The 15,424-nt window shown below is 42.4% G+C and carries 12 protein-coding genes; 4 read left to right on the top strand and 8 right to left on the bottom strand.

Annotation, left to right across the window (positions count from 1 at the left end; translation table 11 throughout):
- Positions 1-355 precede the first annotated feature (355 nt).
- Both speA and speB read left to right on the top strand, forming a co-directional pair.
- Positions 356-2,260, top strand: coding sequence for a biosynthetic arginine decarboxylase (gene speA / locus LDO51_RS00825; RefSeq protein ID WP_225576001.1), 1,905 nt, complete (start codon positions 356-358; stop codon positions 2,258-2,260).
- A gap of 13 nt (positions 2,261-2,273) precedes the next feature.
- On the top strand, positions 2,274-3,194 hold the full coding sequence (gene speB / locus LDO51_RS00820) for an agmatinase (RefSeq protein WP_225576000.1): 921 nt from the start codon (positions 2,274-2,276) through the stop codon (positions 3,192-3,194).
- A 55-nt stretch (positions 3,195-3,249) separates the two neighbouring features.
- Here speB and LDO51_RS00815 read toward each other — a convergent pair whose 3' ends face one another.
- On the bottom strand, positions 3,250-4,125 hold the full coding sequence (locus LDO51_RS00815) for an alpha/beta fold hydrolase (RefSeq protein WP_225575999.1): 876 nt from the start codon (positions 4,123-4,125) through the stop codon (positions 3,250-3,252).
- 216 nt (positions 4,126-4,341) lie between these two features.
- Here LDO51_RS00815 and LDO51_RS00810 point away from each other — a divergent pair, with 216 nt between their 5' ends.
- The gene (locus LDO51_RS00810) at positions 4,342-4,581 is read left to right on the top strand and encodes a helix-hairpin-helix domain-containing protein (protein WP_154602513.1); all 240 of its coding nucleotides are present in this window, start codon (positions 4,342-4,344) and stop codon (positions 4,579-4,581) included.
- Between the two features lie 26 nt (positions 4,582-4,607).
- On the opposite strand, the gene LDO51_RS00805 is transcribed toward LDO51_RS00810, so the two are convergent.
- The 7 genes from LDO51_RS00805 to leuA form a co-directional block, all read right to left on the bottom strand.
- Complete coding sequence (locus tag LDO51_RS00805; RefSeq protein WP_225575998.1) at positions 4,608-5,336, bottom strand: TerC family protein; 729 nt, start codon at positions 5,334-5,336, stop codon at positions 4,608-4,610.
- Positions 5,337-5,397: 61 nt separating this feature from the next.
- On the bottom strand, positions 5,398-6,081 hold the full coding sequence (gene mutH, locus LDO51_RS00800; RefSeq protein ID WP_423810953.1) for a DNA mismatch repair endonuclease MutH: 684 nt from the start codon (positions 6,079-6,081) through the stop codon (positions 5,398-5,400).
- A gap of 568 nt (positions 6,082-6,649) precedes the next feature.
- Positions 6,650-8,326, bottom strand: a complete 1,677-nt coding sequence (sgrR, locus tag LDO51_RS00795) for an HTH-type transcriptional regulator SgrR (RefSeq protein WP_225575996.1) — start codon at positions 8,324-8,326, stop codon at positions 6,650-6,652.
- A 372-nt stretch (positions 8,327-8,698) separates the two neighbouring features.
- Complete coding sequence (gene leuD / locus LDO51_RS00790) at positions 8,699-9,301, bottom strand: 3-isopropylmalate dehydratase small subunit (RefSeq protein WP_154602516.1); 603 nt, start codon at positions 9,299-9,301, stop codon at positions 8,699-8,701.
- 11 nt (positions 9,302-9,312) lie between these two features.
- Complete coding sequence (gene leuC / locus LDO51_RS00785) at positions 9,313-10,716, bottom strand: 3-isopropylmalate dehydratase large subunit (protein WP_225575995.1); 1,404 nt, start codon at positions 10,714-10,716, stop codon at positions 9,313-9,315.
- A 1-nt stretch (position 10,717) separates the two neighbouring features.
- Positions 10,718-11,809 (bottom strand): 3-isopropylmalate dehydrogenase, encoded by a 1,092-nt coding sequence (gene leuB, locus LDO51_RS00780; RefSeq protein ID WP_225575994.1) that lies wholly within the window; start codon positions 11,807-11,809, stop codon positions 10,718-10,720.
- 2 nt (positions 11,810-11,811) lie between these two features.
- The gene (gene leuA, locus LDO51_RS00775; RefSeq protein WP_225575993.1) at positions 11,812-13,392 is read right to left on the bottom strand and encodes a 2-isopropylmalate synthase; all 1,581 of its coding nucleotides are present in this window, start codon (positions 13,390-13,392) and stop codon (positions 11,812-11,814) included.
- Between the two features lie 906 nt (positions 13,393-14,298).
- Here leuA and leuO point away from each other — a divergent pair.
- Entirely contained in the window at positions 14,299-15,246 is a 948-nt protein-coding gene (gene leuO / locus LDO51_RS00770; protein WP_225575992.1) for a transcriptional regulator LeuO, read from the top strand.
- The last annotated feature ends 178 nt before the right edge of the window (positions 15,247-15,424 follow it).

Genomic DNA, 15,424 nt, shown 5'->3' with positions numbered 1-15,424 from the left:
ACAGTTATATTAGGGGTTAATGGGCGATGATCCATAATCTACTGAATAACAGTATCCAACCGTCTTACGCGGATCGCCGTGTGACATTGGCTTTTACTTTCCTGTCTATGTTGACTTCATCGCGAAGTTACCGTCATACCTATCATAGGTCCTTAATACTTAGTCAGTAATCTTAAAAAGTAATCTGCTAAGTCTGTGGATGTATATTGTCACCGTTTAGAAGTTCTAAGCACTTTTAATTACAATCTGAGTATCGCTGTTTCTCTGACATTACTGCCTAGTTGCATCATGCCTTTGGTGGCCGCTTGTCTGGAAGAAGAACGCATCACTCACCCCTCCATACTAGGAGTTTATTATGAATGATAATATCGCTCGCAAAATGCGCCAAACTTACAATATTGCGTATTGGGGCGGTGGTTACTATCAGGTGAATGAGCGCGGAAATGTCTGTGTTTGCCCTAATCCTGAAAACCCTGACACCTTTGTTGATTTAGCTGATTTAGTCTACCAAGTTAAAGAAGAGCAGGAACATTTACGGTTACCCGCGCTTTTCTGTTTCCCTCAAATTCTGCAACACCGCTTACGTTCAATTAACGCGGCGTTTAAACGTGCACGGGAATCTTATGGTTATAAGGGCGACTATTTTTTAGTCTATCCAATTAAAGTTAACCAACAACGCCGTGTGATTGAATCGCTAGTGAATTCTGGCGAACCTTTAGGGTTAGAAGCAGGTTCAAAAGCGGAGTTAATGGCAGTATTAGCCAACGCAGGTCGCACTCGTACGGTGATTGTGTGCAACGGTTATAAAGATCGCGAATATATTCGTCTGGCATTAATTGGCGAAAAACTGGGTCACAAAGTGTACCTGGTTATCGAAAAAATGTCTGAAATTGAGATGGTGCTGGAAGAAGCGCAAAAACTGGAAGTGACGCCTCGTTTAGGTGTTCGTGCCCGTTTAGCATCCCAAGGTTCAGGTAAATGGCAGGCGAGTGGCGGTGAAAAATCTAAATTTGGATTGGCTGCAACCCAAGTTCTGCAATTAGTTGAAATTTTACGTAATGCGAATCGTTTGGATAGCCTGCAATTATTGCACTTCCATTTAGGTTCTCAAATGGCGAATATTCGTGATATCGCGACAGGTGTTCGTGAGTCAGCCCGTTTCTACGTCGAGTTGCATCAATTAGGTGTCAACATTCAGTGCTTTGATGTGGGCGGAGGCTTAGGCGTTGACTATGAAGGTACACGTTCTCAGTCAGATTGTTCGGTTAACTATGGCTTGAACGAATACGCGAATAACGTGATTTGGGCGATTGGCGATGCGTGTGAAGAGTTTAACTTGCCACACCCAACGGTGATTACTGAGTCTGGGCGTGCATTGACCGCTCACCATACCGTATTAGTCTCTAACGTGATTGGGGTTGAGCGTAACGAATTCACCAAAACCACACCGCCGAGCGAAGATGCGCCACGTTCACTGGTTTCGTTATGGGAAACGTGGGAATCCATGCAGCATCAAGGTAATAGCCGATCACTTCGTGAATGGCTACACGATAGTCAGTTTGACTTGCAAGAAGCACACACTCAGTATGCGCATGGTGTGTTGGACTTAACACAACGGGCATGGGCAGAAGAGCTATACTTAAATATTTGCCGTCGTATTCAGCAAGATTTAGACCCTAGCAACCGTGCCCATCGCCCAATTATTGATGAGCTTCAAGAGCGTATGGCGGATAAATTCTATGTGAATTTCTCGCTGTTCCAATCGCTCCCTGATGCTTGGGGAATTGACCAAGTGTTCCCAGTCTTGCCTATTGAAGGCTTAGATAAGCCGTTAGACAGACGTGCGGTGTTACTGGATATCACTTGCGACTCGGATGGTATTATTGACCATTATGTTGACGGTGATGGGGTGGAAACCACTATGCCAATGCCAGCGTATGATCCAGAAAATCCACCGATGATTGGCTTCTTTATGATTGGGGCATACCAAGAAATTTTAGGCAACATGCACAACTTATTCGGCGATACTGCCGCCATCGATGTGTGGGTTGATAGCCAAGGCAACATTCGTTACTTGCAAAGTGAAGAAGGCGATTCCGTTGCGGATATGTTGCAATACGTGAAGCTGGTTCCTGAAGTGCTGTTAGAAAGCTTCATTGAGCAAGTGAAAGGCACAGGGCTGAGTGACGAGCTGCAAAAAGATTTTGTGAACGAGTTTGAAAGTGGGTTGTACGGTTACACTTACTTAGAAGATGAATGATTAAGGAACAGTGATGATGAATAGCACATTAGGAAATCAGGTTGATAATTCACTGGTTTCAAACGCATTTGGTTTTTTACGTTTTCCGTTAAATTTCCAACCATACAGCTCAGATGCTGATTGGGTGATCACGGGTGTTCCATTTGATATGGCAACTTCTGGGCGTGCAGGTAGCCGTCATGGGCCTGCGGCCATTCGCCAAGTTTCAACAAACTTAGCGTGGGAAAGTCATCGTTGGCCATGGGATTTCAAACTAAAGAACAAACTCAACGTGGTTGACTGCGGTGATGTGGTGTTTGCATTCGGTGACGCGCAAGATATGTGCGACAAATTGCAAGCGCATACTGAAAAACTGCTGGAATCAGGTAAACGTTGTCTAACGTTTGGTGGCGACCATTTTGTGACATTGCCATTACTGCGCGCCCACGCGAAGCACTTCGGTAAAATGGCGTTAGTGCATTTTGATGCGCACACTGACACATACGGTAATGGCAGTCTGTATGACCACGGCACCATGTTCTATCATGCGCCAAAAGAAGGTTTGATCGACCCAAATCATTCTGTGCAGATTGGTATTCGTACTGAGCATGATTCTGACAACGGTTTCACGGTATTGGATGCCGCTCAAGCGAATGATCGTGGTGTGGATGACATGGTTGCTCAGATCAAACAGATAGTGGGTGATATGCCGGTTTATCTGACGTTTGATATTGACTGCCTGGATCCTGCCTTTGCGCCAGGAACTGGTACGCCAGTGATTGGTGGGTTAACATCAGATAAAGCCTTAAAACTGCTGCGTGGCATTAAGTCACTGAATATTGTTGGGATGGATGTGGTGGAAGTCGCGCCAGCCTATGACCAATCAGAAATTACGGCATTAGCTGCAGCGACGATTGCATTGGAACTGTTATATATCCAAGCATCTAAAAAATAAGTTTTAATCCGCTATTTAAGGAGCCCAATGTTTCATTGGGCTCCTTTTTTTATACCTAAAGGCTGCGTTGTTTCAATTGGGCAAGAATGGAATAGGCCTGTGTCCACAGAACGGAGCTGCCTTCATGAGAGAACAAAAAATGTTCGCTATCAGGAAAACGCTGAGCCAGTGTTTTACCAAAATCAGGGGAATGCACAGTGCTCACATCTTGCTCGCCATACCACAGCGCGACAGGGCAGTGGATCTCTTCAGGATTGAACGGCCAATGCTGCAGTGCGACTAAGAGATCTTGAACATAGCCTTGATTACCTTGCATGAACGCACGTTCCATACAGTCACTGTAAGCGGCTAAGAAACTCTCTTCGCCATAAACCTGCTGGTCTATCTCTGCGCTACAGTTAAGAATAAACGCCAGTAACCATTGTGAGGTCACATTGCGCATCAGCCATTCCGATAAAGCACCGGGGGTATGAATGGCTTGTTCCTGCATATTAATGACATCTTGCTTTAATTGTGCCCGGGTTGCGGGAAACTCAAATTGGTCTTGCCCTGACACAAGCGATAATGAAACTGGAGAGGCGTAGCAGGCGAGAGCCATGGCGAAAACGGCACCTTGAGAGAAACCGACAACGGAAAATGACGGCAGTTTTTGAGCATTTAGAAGTTCTTGGATATCTTGAGCAAAACGTTGTAGGGATTTATGCTCATCAAAGGTGGATTGACCCAGTCCGGCACGTTCTGGGGTGATTAAGCGAATATTTAGCTCTTCAAGACGGTCAATGCCAAAGCCCAGTGTACCGCTCATCCCTGCGCCAGTACAAAAAATCACAGGGAACCCCTGTTCAGGACCTGATTCATACCAACACAAAAGGCGCCCATCAGATAATATCATCGACATATGGCGAGTATTGGATATTTTGTTGCTATACATAATAAATACCTACAAGATAGAATTTTTAGTGCGACATGTTAGTTTCTATCGCGAGTCGTCAATGACTTTACCGTTGTTATTTCCTATTTGCTAAAACAGATTTGTAGGGCAGGTAACTCAACCTGTTATAAATAGCTCAGAATTTTAAATTAAGAAATAGGCCAATTGCAAAATATACGCTTAATTACGGCTGTTTTACAGCCAAAAGGATAATTTATGCCATTTTCAGACTCAGAAAAGCAAATTCTATTAGCGGTGAAGGGAGTTGGACCAACAGTGATTAGTCGATTAGAACAAATGGGGTTTTCGTCTTTAGCGCAGTTAAGTGAAGCTTCTTATGATGAAATTTTAATTTCAGGCGCGGCACTAACGGGGTCAAGTTGTTGGAAAAACAGCCCTCAAGCTAAAAAAGCGGTGGAAGGCGCGATTGCAGCAGCAAAGGACGCCTTACGTTAAGCTGGCTATGACTATTTATGTTTCATTTAATGCTTGTTTTTCATTTTCCACTTTTTGCTGCGCAGAATATTGAGCATTTGCACTGACATGGAGAAGAACATAGCAAAATAGATATAACCTTTTGAAACATGTACCTGAACACTCTCAAGTAATAGTGTGAAGCCCACAAGGATCAAGAAAGAGAGTGCGAGAATTTTGATCGAAGGGTAACGTTCCACAAAATCACCAATAGGTTTCGCCGCGAACATCATGATCATGACCGCGATAATCACCGCAGCCATCATAATAAACAGATGGTCAGATAGTCCCACGGCGGTGATCACCGAATCTAAGCTGAAGATAATATCTAAAATTGCGATTTGCATAATGGCCCCCCAGAATGAAGTGACTTTTTTCTGAGCTATTCCTTCATCGTCTTCCCCTTCAATGGTATCGAAAATCTCCTGACTGGATTTCCAAATGAGGAATAAGCCACCAGCACACAAAATTAAGTCGCGGGCAGAAACGGTATGTTCAGCTAATGTGAAAAGTGGGGTCGTGAGGCGCGCGAGCCAAGCAATGGACGCTAACAGTGCCAAGCGCATACCCATCGCTGCAATTAACCCAATACGTCTGGCGCTATTTTGTTGATGGGCGGGCAATTTGCTGACGACAATACTTAAGAAAATAATATTGTCGATACCCAGAACGACTTCCAAAATTGTTAATGTTGCCAATGCCATCCAAGCATGGGGATCTAAGAACCACTCAAACATCTTATTGCCTTAAAAATGGAATAAAAAATCGTCTGTTTGGCACAGGCGATACCTTGACTGATTAACTGAGGTTAAAGTGCCGCGCTAATAATGGACCTGTAAAATCTTTTTTTAAATAGAAACCTCTCGGTAATGTCATTATTGGTTGCCCAAATTCACCAATACCTTCGGTTAGCGCTCGATTATTTGCCGCTTTGGGGCGAATTTGTAGGACTTGTCCGTGACGAGCCGTGATAGTTTCGACTTTTCCCAGCACAATTAAATCCATTAATTCTTCCCAATCTTGGCGTAAAAGTTGTTCTTCAAGCGCAGAAGGGCTCCAGATCAGAGGGTTTGCAATACGGCGTTGGGCAAGTGGAATTTGGCGTTCACCTTCAATCGGGAACCACAGAATGCGAGATAATTTGCGGCGGACATGGCTATTTTCCCATGTTAGACCGCTATTGCCTGTGAGTGGTGCGACAGAGACAAATGTCGTTTCTAATGGTACGCCATGGTGATCGATTGGGATTGTTTTAAGCTCCACGCCAATATCTGCAAAATCCTGTTCGGCTTTACTGCCTGCGGTCGCACCTAAAAAATATTCTAACAGTGTCCCGACCCAGCCTTTATCTCGTTTAAGGTCGGGTGGAATTGGGATACCTGCGATAGTCGCGAGCTCACCAAGCGTATAGCCAGCAAGGGCTTGCGCTCGAGCTAATAAGACGGTTTCGTTTTCTGGAGGTGAAGGCGGTATAAAAGACATAGGCAATAAAATTTATTTTGTATAAAAAATAACCAATAAAATGATCGCAAGATAGGGTGAGTATAACACTTTTTAGTCACCGTATTTAACTTCATGATATATATATGGATATTAGACAATAATCACAGGGGAGATTATGAATATTTAGGGTTATTCAACTTCATCCCAAGATAATCACAGGATCATGCACTAGGTTATCCACAGGATTTCTGGATAACTGTGAAAAACTGCGATTACTGTGTGCATTTACAGCCTTGACTAATGCCATTTATTGAAGCTCGTCACAAAAAGTGGGTAAGTTAAGTACATTCCTTGTGGATAAAACATGCATTGATTGATCTTTGCTCAGTTGAACTCCTAACAAAAAAAGGTGGGGAAACAGGCAGTGGATATCTCATGTGAAATCCATTTATTACTATGATTTATAATGTTTTATTTTTTAGTATGATTTTTTGTTAGAAATGAACCGTTGGGATATACCCTGATTACTATCTGGTTGTTCACATGGATATCCACAGAAAAAGTGAATAAAATCCATTTTACTCACCCCAACTGTTTATAACTATCATCAATTCTGTGTATTATCCTCAGTTGGCTTAAACCAAGCTGATTTAAAGTCAAACCAGCCAAAGGTATTCATACGAACACCCCGCATCGTTCTTTGTCCTTGTAGTTCTAGCCAGTGATGAAAAATTGGGTGAAAAACTTGGGAATCAATCAAGCTTTCACACCAAGATTCCACATCCAATTTTTGCTGGCGCCACAGTTGTAACTCTTCATCGAGGGTTTTCCTCAAACATTGGCGCAATAGCGGCATTTCGTACAAAGTGGCAAAGATTGAGAATTCAAGAGGCTTATAAAAGTTGGCAGTGGAGAGCCAGATATCGCTCTTAGCATCCCCATTAAACCAATCATCATAATCAACGATGTTAATTTTAAGCTCCACTCCTTGGGTCTCTAAGACTCGCTTCATGATGTGACTGATGGCATAGAATTCATGATGATGGCGGTAAAAGGTGACAGTTAGCTCAGTTAAGTCATCAGGTTTGGTGCGCTGGGAAAGCATTTTACTGTGATACCAATGAAGCAGTAACCCATAAGCTGGCGCCCAGTGGCGTTGATAGAAGGGGTCACAGTGTGCCAGTAGGTTGACGGGGGTTAAAAAGCTGCATAGCCATTTACGCACATCTTCCCGTTGAGAAATATTGGAGCGTTGATCGAATAACAGAAAATAACAACCTTCCTCCATGCGGCTTTCGAGAGAGCCATTGTGGCGTTTATCACCATCCATTTTTAATGTGGTGCACACCATCTGCTCAGAAAGTTCGGGAACCACCCAAATGGTCACTTCATCCAATAAGGCGCGATAGCCAAAATAGCGATCAAAAGCACTGATGGTGAGTTTTTGCGGGATGTTGGTTTCTACTTCATAAGGACCTGTACCAATAGGGCGTTGACTAAAGCCGTTGATGGTTTCCCATTCTTTCGGGAGAATGGCGGCATGTGGGCTGCCAAGTAACCAAGGAAATTGCGTGTCAGGGTGGCTAAGATGGACATCAATCACATAAGGTTGCGAAGAGGTGACTGAGTGAATATGTGAAAACAGTGGCCAGCACTGCTTTAGGCGCAGGAGAGAGTGGATAATATCCTCCACTTGCATTTCACGTCCATGATGGAAATAGATAGCCGGACGTAAATAAAAGCGCCAATGTTGCTCGTTAATAGCTTGCCAGTGGTGAGCTATACCATCTTCCACTTCCCCTTTTTCCTCATTTAAGTGAGTTAATCCATTAAATATTTGACTCATTAAGTGGATTTCAGAGCGGCGCATTGGGGTGCCGGGAAGTAAATTGGGAAAATCACGATAATAAATGATACGCAGTAAGTTCTTACCTTGTCGATAGCTGCGCTCGAGCTCGGATAAGACCATTTGGCGGATAGTCTCTTTATCGCCAACGAGCGCCACGAGTTTTTCAATACTCTCTTCTTTTAAAAGCTGTTCAGCTTGCGCTTGTTGTAGTTTTAATCCATTGATATGAAAGCTTAATATGGAGCGTTTACCGCGTCCTGCTTCTGCTTGCCAACTGAGCCAGCCATGGGACTGCATATTATTGAGCAGGGTGCGAACATGACGGCGAGAGCAAAACAAAATATCGGCAATATCTTGCAATGTGGTTTTAGTGTTTTTTCCCTGAAAGTGTTGCCACAAACGTACAAATTGCGTTTGTAATCGAGAATTAGACATAAAAGAGGAACTCCAGAATAAATTGCATCAATTTTAATATCCTATATTCCGTAGATAATAGTGGGCAGTAAGTAGCTCTATTAACCTGTCTATTGCAGGTTTACTCCCCCTTTATTGAGTAATGGTATATGTTTACCAGCCAGCATTCGCTGGCTTTTCTTTTTTCTTCATATTTCACGCTGTGGTTGTGATTGCTTGTCGCCTTGTCACAACGCGAACTATTTTGAAAAATATAAATGGGTAATTAATTGAATAATTGCATATTAAGAATTAATGGGGAAGGATTTATTGGTAGGTGTGGTTTACTGGAATTGAGTTCCACTTTTATACGTATAAACACGCAAGAAAAAGCCCACCGGAGTGGGCTGGAGATTAATTCATAAAGGCGGGGAGCTTTTGCTCGTAATCTTTGATTTGGTCAACGTGCTGTAATGTCAAACCGATGCTGTCTAAGCCATTCATCATGCAATGACGGCGGAAGCTGTCAATCTCGAAAGTATACACTTTGTCGCCTGCGGTGACGGTTTGCGCTTCTAAATCGACAGTAAACTGGCAACCTTCGTGGCTGTTTACATAGTTGAACATCTCATCCACTTGCTGTTCGCTTAATTTGATTGGCAACAGCTGATTGTTAAACGAGTTACCATAAAAAATATCGGCGAAACTTGGCGCAATAACCACTTGGATACCGAAATCGGTCAATGCCCACGGCGCGTGTTCGCGAGATGAACCGCAACCAAAGTTTTCACGGGCTAACAGAATGCTAGCGCCTTTAAATACAGGTTTGTTCAAGACAAAATCAGGGTTAGGTTGCTGGCCTTTATCATCTAAAAAACGCCAGTCATTAAATAAGTGCTGACCAAAGCCTGTGCGCGTCACTTTCTGCAAAAATTGTTTTGGAATAATGGCATCGGTGTCGACGTTTGCGGCATCTAAAGGGGCAACAATCCCAACATGCTTAATAAACTTATCCATGGTTTTCTCCTTTAGATTTGAATGTCACGAACATCAGCAAAATGACCGTTAATCGCTGCGGCAGCAGCCATTGCAGGGCTGACTAAGTGGGTGCGACCCGCACGGCCTTGACGACCTTCAAAGTTACGGTTGCTGGTGGATGCGCAGCGTTCTCCTGGATTCAAACGGTCGTTGTTCATTGCTAAGCACATTGAACAGCCCGGTAAGCGCCATTCAAAACCGGCATCCATAAAGATTTTATCCAAACCTTCTTGCTCCGCTTGGGCTTTAACAGGACCTGAACCTGGTACCACAATGGCTTGTACGCCAGACGCAACTTTTTTACCTTTGGCAATGGCAGCAGCAGCGCGTAAATCTTCAATGCGTGAGTTAGTGCAAGAGCCAATAAAGACTTTATCAATCTTCACGTCAGATAACTTAATACCAGATTCCAATCCCATATACGCCAAGGCTTTTTCCGCAGAAGCGCGTTCGACGGGGTCAGCAAAAGATTCTGGTGCCGGGATCGGCTGGTTAATGGCGATCACTTGCCCCGGGTTGGTTCCCCAAGTCACTTGCGGTGCAATCGTCTCGGCTTGGAGGGTGATCACTTTGTCGAACTTCGCATCATCATCGGTTTTTAACGTTTTCCAATACGCGACAGCATCATCCCAATCTTGACCTTTCGGTGCAAATTGGCGACCTTTCATATAATTAAAGGTGGTTTCATCGGGGGCGATAATGCCGGCTTTAGCACCTAACTCAATTGCCATATTACAGACGGTCATGCGACCTTCCATACTCAAATCTTCAATCGCGTCACCGCAGAATTCAACAATATAGCCCGTTCCACCTGCACTACCCGTCGTGCCTATGATGGCTAAGACGATATCTTTTGCCGTGATCCCCGCAGGCGCTTTACCCACCACTTCAATTTTCATGGTCTTGGCTCGCGCTTGTTTCAAGGTTTGGGTTGCCATGACGTGTTCAACTTCGGACGTCCCAATCCCAAAGGCTAATGCGCCGAATGCACCGTGAGTGGCAGTATGAGAGTCACCACAAACGATAGTTGTACCAGGTAAAGTGATGCCTTGCTCTGGTCCCATAACATGGACAATACCTTGATATGGGTGGTTTAAATCATATAAAGTCACGCCGAATTCTTCGCAGTTTTTCATTAATTCTTGCATCTGAATTCGTGCCATATCACCGCAGGCATTGATGTCTTTAGTCTGCGTTGACACGTTATGATCCATGGTTGCAAATGTTTTGCTTGGTTGATGCAACGGGCGATTTTTGGTTCTTAAACCATCAAACGCTTGCGGTGAAGTCACCTCATGTACCAGATGGCGATCGATATAAATTAAAGGGATTTCGTTTTCAACTTCACGGACAACGTGAGCGTCATATAATTTTTGGTATAAAGTCTTCGACATGTTAAACCCCTTCTTCAATATAACGGGCGATAATGTCACCCATTTCACTGGTACTGATTGATTGACCATTTCCCGCTAAATCTGCAGTGCGATAGCCATTTTCTAATGCTTTATTCACCGCTCTTTCGATGGCATCAGCTGCTTCCGTTTGATTCAAACTGAAGCGCAATAACATGGATGCGGATAAAATTTGTGCAATTGGGTTGGCAATATTTTTGCCCGCAATATCAGGCGCTGAACCGCCAGCTGGCTCGTACAAGCCAAATCCATCTGCGTTTAAGCTGGCTGAAGGCAGCATGCCCATTGACCCGGTGATCATCGCGCACTCATCGGAAATAATGTCACCGAATAAGTTGGAGCACAGCACCACATCGAACTGAGAAGGGGCTTTGATCATCTGCATCGCTGCGTTATCGATATACATATGATTAACTTCAACGTCTGGGTACTCTTTGGCAATTTGGTTCACCACTTCGCGCCATAATACGGAGCTTTGTAAAACGTTAGCTTTATCAATTGAAGTCACTTTATGGCGACGTTTACGAGCTGATTCAAAGGCAATACGGGCAATCCGTTCAATTTCATAGCGGTGATAAACTTCGGTATCGAAAGCATATTCTTCAGCGCCTTCGCCTTGACGTCCTTTTGGCTGACCAAAGTAGATCCCGCCGGTTAATTCACGGACGCATAAAATATCAAACCCTTGAGCAGCAATATCTGCGCGTAATGGGCAAAATGCTTCTAATGCTTGGTATAAGCGAGCAGGGCGTAAGTTGCTGAATAATTTAAAATGTTTACGCAATGGTAATAATGCACCGCGTTCAGGTTGGCTATCTGGTGGCAAATGTTCCCATTTTGGACCACCCACTGAACCGAATAACACGGCATCAGCCTCTTCACAACCTTTGATTGTCGTTTGCGGTAATGGCTCTCCGTGATTATCAATAGCAGCGCCGCCCACATCATATTCTTTGGTTGAAATCGTGATAGCAAAGCGCTTGCTAATAGCGTTCAATACTTTGTGAGCTTGAGCCATCACTTCTGGGCCGATTCCATCGCCCGCTAATACCGCAATATTAAAATTCGTAGACATGTTTACACCGCTTCCTTTGTATTAATTTGTAACTCTTGGTCAGAGATTTTTTGTTTTTGTTTTTCGACTTGTTCTGCACGCCAAATACTATTTAATACGTGCACCATGGCTTTTGCGGATGACTCAACGATATCCGTTGCTAATCCCATACCGTGGAAACGACGGCCAAAACATTCAGCGACGATATCTACTTGCCCTAATGCATTTTCCCCCTGGCCTTTCGCGGATAATTGGTAAGAAACCAATTTCATTGGGTAGTTGGTGATTTTACTAATGGCTTGATAGATAGCATCAACAGGACCATTTCCGGTTGCCGCTTCTGATTTTTCTGTTTTACCACACTGCATTTTGACGGTAGCAGTGGCAACAATGCTTGAACCTGACTGTGTACTAAAGTAATCCATGACAAAATGATCTGTTTCATCTTGTTGTTTCGCGAAGAAGGCTAAAGCTTCTAAATCATAATCAAATACTTGCCCTTTTTTATCTGCTAAGTTCAAGAATGCGGTATACAACTCATCTAAATTAAAATCTTTACCTTCGCTATAGCCCATCTCTTCCATGCGGTGTTTAACGGCGGCACGACCTGAACGGGACGTTAAGTTTAATTGCTGCTCTTTCAAACCGATGGATTCAGGGGTCATAATCTCGTAAGTTTCGCGATTCTTTAACACGCCATCTTGGTGGATCCCTGATGAATGCGCGAATGCGTTGCTACCGACAACTGCTTTATTGGCAGGAATGGGGGTATTACATAATTGGCTGACTAACTGGCTGGTGCGGTAAATTTCTTTGTGATTGATATTGGTGTGCACACCTAACATTTGTTCACGTAATTTAATCGCCATGATCACTTCTTCTAATGCGGTATTTCCTGCGCGTTCGCCTAATCCATTAATGGTACCTTCCACTTGACGGGCACCAGCTTGAACGGCGCTGATAGAGTTAGCGACGGACATCCCTAAGTCATCATGGCAATGAACGGAGATGATGGCTTTATCAATGTTAGGTACGCGCTCATATAAAGAAGAGATAATGCCACCGAATTGATATGGGGTAGTGTAGCCGACGGTGTCTGGGATATTAATGGTGGTTGCGCCTGCGCCGATGGCAGCTTCGACAATACGGCATAAGTTATCAATATCTGTACGGCCCGCATCTTCACACGAAAATTCCACATCATCGGTATAACGACGTGCGCGTTTAATGGAGTTAATCGCCATATCCATGACGCCATCAAACGTTTTGTTTAACTTTTTTTGCATGTGCAAATTGGATGTCGCTAAGAAAACGTGAATACGGAATGCTTCAGCCACTTTCAAGGATTCAGCCGCTACATCAATATCATTTTCAACACAGCGTGCTAATGCGCATATACGGCTGTTTTTGATTTCACGGGCGATAGTTTGAACAGATTCAAAATCACCCGGAGATGAGACAGGGAACCCAGCTTCAATAACATCGACACCTAAGCGCTCTAACGCGAAAGCAATTTGTAACTTTTCTTTAACTGATAAGCTGGCCTGCAAGGCTTGTTCACCATCACGTAAGGTAGTATCGAAGATGATAACTTGGTTGCTCATAATGCGTTCCTCATAGACTAAATTTTGTTGTTTTTAATTTTGTTTCTTGGATTCCCATCTAGCCGCAGGCATAAAAAAACCCGCTGGTTGCGCGGGCTTCTTTATGTTTGTGGACAGTATTTGTGTTACTTTCCATCCATAAGCATACCGCGCAAATTGACTGCGAGTAGTAGTAGGCTTAGTAGGCGGATAGAAAATATCATGGATAACTGGCTCTCTTTGAATTTCAAATAATCTGTATTTATTGATACGTGATTTCAATAATGATGTCAAACTTAATTTTTTAAGTGCTAAAAGCGTGAAAGTGAGTTCTTATCGATTATTGGAGTTTGCGTCTGATATTTATAATTTTTATGATGTTTTTGTCTATATTAGGCAGTAAAAATCAGGTTAAAATTTCGTCTAAAAATTAATGACATAATGATTTTTTTATAACGTAATGATTTTTATTATGTTTATGTAATGAAAGTATGCAGAGGTTAGATAAGAATCTTCATTGGTATTGATTGGGGTTATGCTTCAAATAAGGTTAATTATCTAATAAATAAATAATTAAAAATTAATCTGATAATGAGATTCAAGCGCGTTTATAGAAGAGATTTATTATGATTTATTCTTGAATTTGTTTTATTATTTTTATCGGAATGATGCTGGCTTTAATAAGTTACACGCACTCATTACATTGATGAATATTTGCATTTTATGATGATATCTATACCTCGATTCTAATTTATGGGCAAAAAGAATAGAAGCGTCGTTTTAATAAATGCAGGGAAAGCGAAATAACTTATCATGTATAAGTTGTTTTAAAAATAATATTTAATGATTTTATATTTTTCGTCAATATTGCTTTGATGGATCATGTTCATTAATTAAAAATGATAAATATATTTAGTGGAGTTAAAAATGACTGATTTTGATACGATCTCAACAGCAAAAAAAGAAAATAGCGATATTCATCTGCGTAATGTTGATTTGAACTTATTAACTGTTTTTGATGTTGTGATGCAAATGCAAAATGTCACTCGTGCAGCGCAAGTTCTCGGTATGTCTCAACCGGCAGTGAGTAACGCCGTATCCCGTTTAAAATCTATGTTCAATGACGAATTGTTTGTTCGTTATGGGCGTGGTATTCAACCTACTTCGCGTGCTAAACAATTATTTGGACCAGTAAGGCAAGCGCTTCAATTGGTGCATAATGAATTACCGGGTGCGGGATTTGATCCTAAGCAAAGCGAAAGAGCATTTAACTTATCTATTTGCTCTCCATTAGATATTCGCTTAGCGGCAACCATTGTTGATAAATTTAAAATTGCCTCACCAAACATTCAAGTTTTTATTCATTCTTTTTTAGGAAATAACATAGCGCATCAATTGAAATATCAAGAGATAGATTTTTTCTTAGGTTATAATCAATTCGAAAAACCCGAGTATCAACATCAGGTTTTATTTAATGATGAATTGGTTTTAGTTTTCGCTAATCAGCATCCAAGAATTGAAAATATCATTAATCAAGAAATATTAGTGAATGAAAGACACGCTATTATGGCAATGGATAATATCGGTTCATTTAGTAAACTGTATTACCATAATACAGAACTCTCACACACTGTCAGTTATCAAGGAACTGATTTAAACAGTGTATTGAACATTGTGGCACAAACAGACTTAGTGGCGATTGCACCTAAATGGTTAGTGGAACATCACGCAAGTCAACTGCAACTGCGTACCTTATCATTGCCTTGGGAAGATAATTCTCGCTCATGTTATTTAACGTGGCATGAATCGACGGCGCGAGATAAAGGCCATCAATGGATGAAAGCGCAGTTTTGCCAAATGATAGAACAGTTGTAAACTAAATTGACTCAATTCATTACAAGATAACGTTAGCGAGCACCCATAAATACTAACTCGCCATGATGGAAATATTGGCGAGTTTTGTTCTGTCTGTCGTATTTGCCAAAAATTTACACTTTATTCCTTTCCTCGTTTATCTTTCCGCTATACACTCCAAATATTCAGCTAACAGATG

This window comes from Providencia alcalifaciens, assembly GCF_020271745.1.
Taxonomy (GTDB): Bacteria; Pseudomonadota; Gammaproteobacteria; order Enterobacterales; family Enterobacteriaceae; genus Providencia; species Providencia alcalifaciens_B.
This window is presented reverse-complemented; position numbering and strand designations above follow the sequence as displayed.

What these genes read in the sequence shown, in the direction of transcription:
- speB (WP_225576000.1), top strand. Translation starts at nt 2,274, where the DNA reads ATGATGAATAGCACATTAGGAAATCAGGTTGATAATTCACTGGTTTCA.
- LDO51_RS00815 (WP_225575999.1), bottom strand. Translation starts at nt 4,125, where the DNA reads ATGTATAGCAACAAAATATCCAATACTCGCCATATGTCGATGATATTA.
- speA (WP_225576001.1), top strand. Translation starts at nt 356, where the DNA reads ATGAATGATAATATCGCTCGCAAAATGCGCCAAACTTACAATATTGCG.
- leuA (WP_225575993.1), bottom strand. Translation starts at nt 13,392, where the DNA reads ATGAGCAACCAAGTTATCATCTTCGATACTACCTTACGTGATGGTGAA.
- leuD (WP_154602516.1), bottom strand. Translation starts at nt 9,301, where the DNA reads ATGGATAAGTTTATTAAGCATGTTGGGATTGTTGCCCCTTTAGATGCC.
- leuO (WP_225575992.1), top strand. Translation starts at nt 14,299, where the DNA reads ATGACTGATTTTGATACGATCTCAACAGCAAAAAAAGAAAATAGCGAT.
- LDO51_RS00805 (WP_225575998.1), bottom strand. Translation starts at nt 5,336, where the DNA reads ATGTTTGAGTGGTTCTTAGATCCCCATGCTTGGATGGCATTGGCAACA.
- LDO51_RS00810 (WP_154602513.1), top strand. Translation starts at nt 4,342, where the DNA reads ATGCCATTTTCAGACTCAGAAAAGCAAATTCTATTAGCGGTGAAGGGA.
- sgrR (WP_225575996.1), bottom strand. Translation starts at nt 8,326, where the DNA reads ATGTCTAATTCTCGATTACAAACGCAATTTGTACGTTTGTGGCAACAC.
- leuC (WP_225575995.1), bottom strand. Translation starts at nt 10,716, where the DNA reads ATGTCGAAGACTTTATACCAAAAATTATATGACGCTCACGTTGTCCGT.
- mutH (WP_423810953.1), bottom strand. Translation starts at nt 6,081, where the DNA reads ATGTCTTTTATACCGCCTTCACCTCCAGAAAACGAAACCGTCTTATTA.
- leuB (WP_225575994.1), bottom strand. Translation starts at nt 11,809, where the DNA reads ATGTCTACGAATTTTAATATTGCGGTATTAGCGGGCGATGGAATCGGC.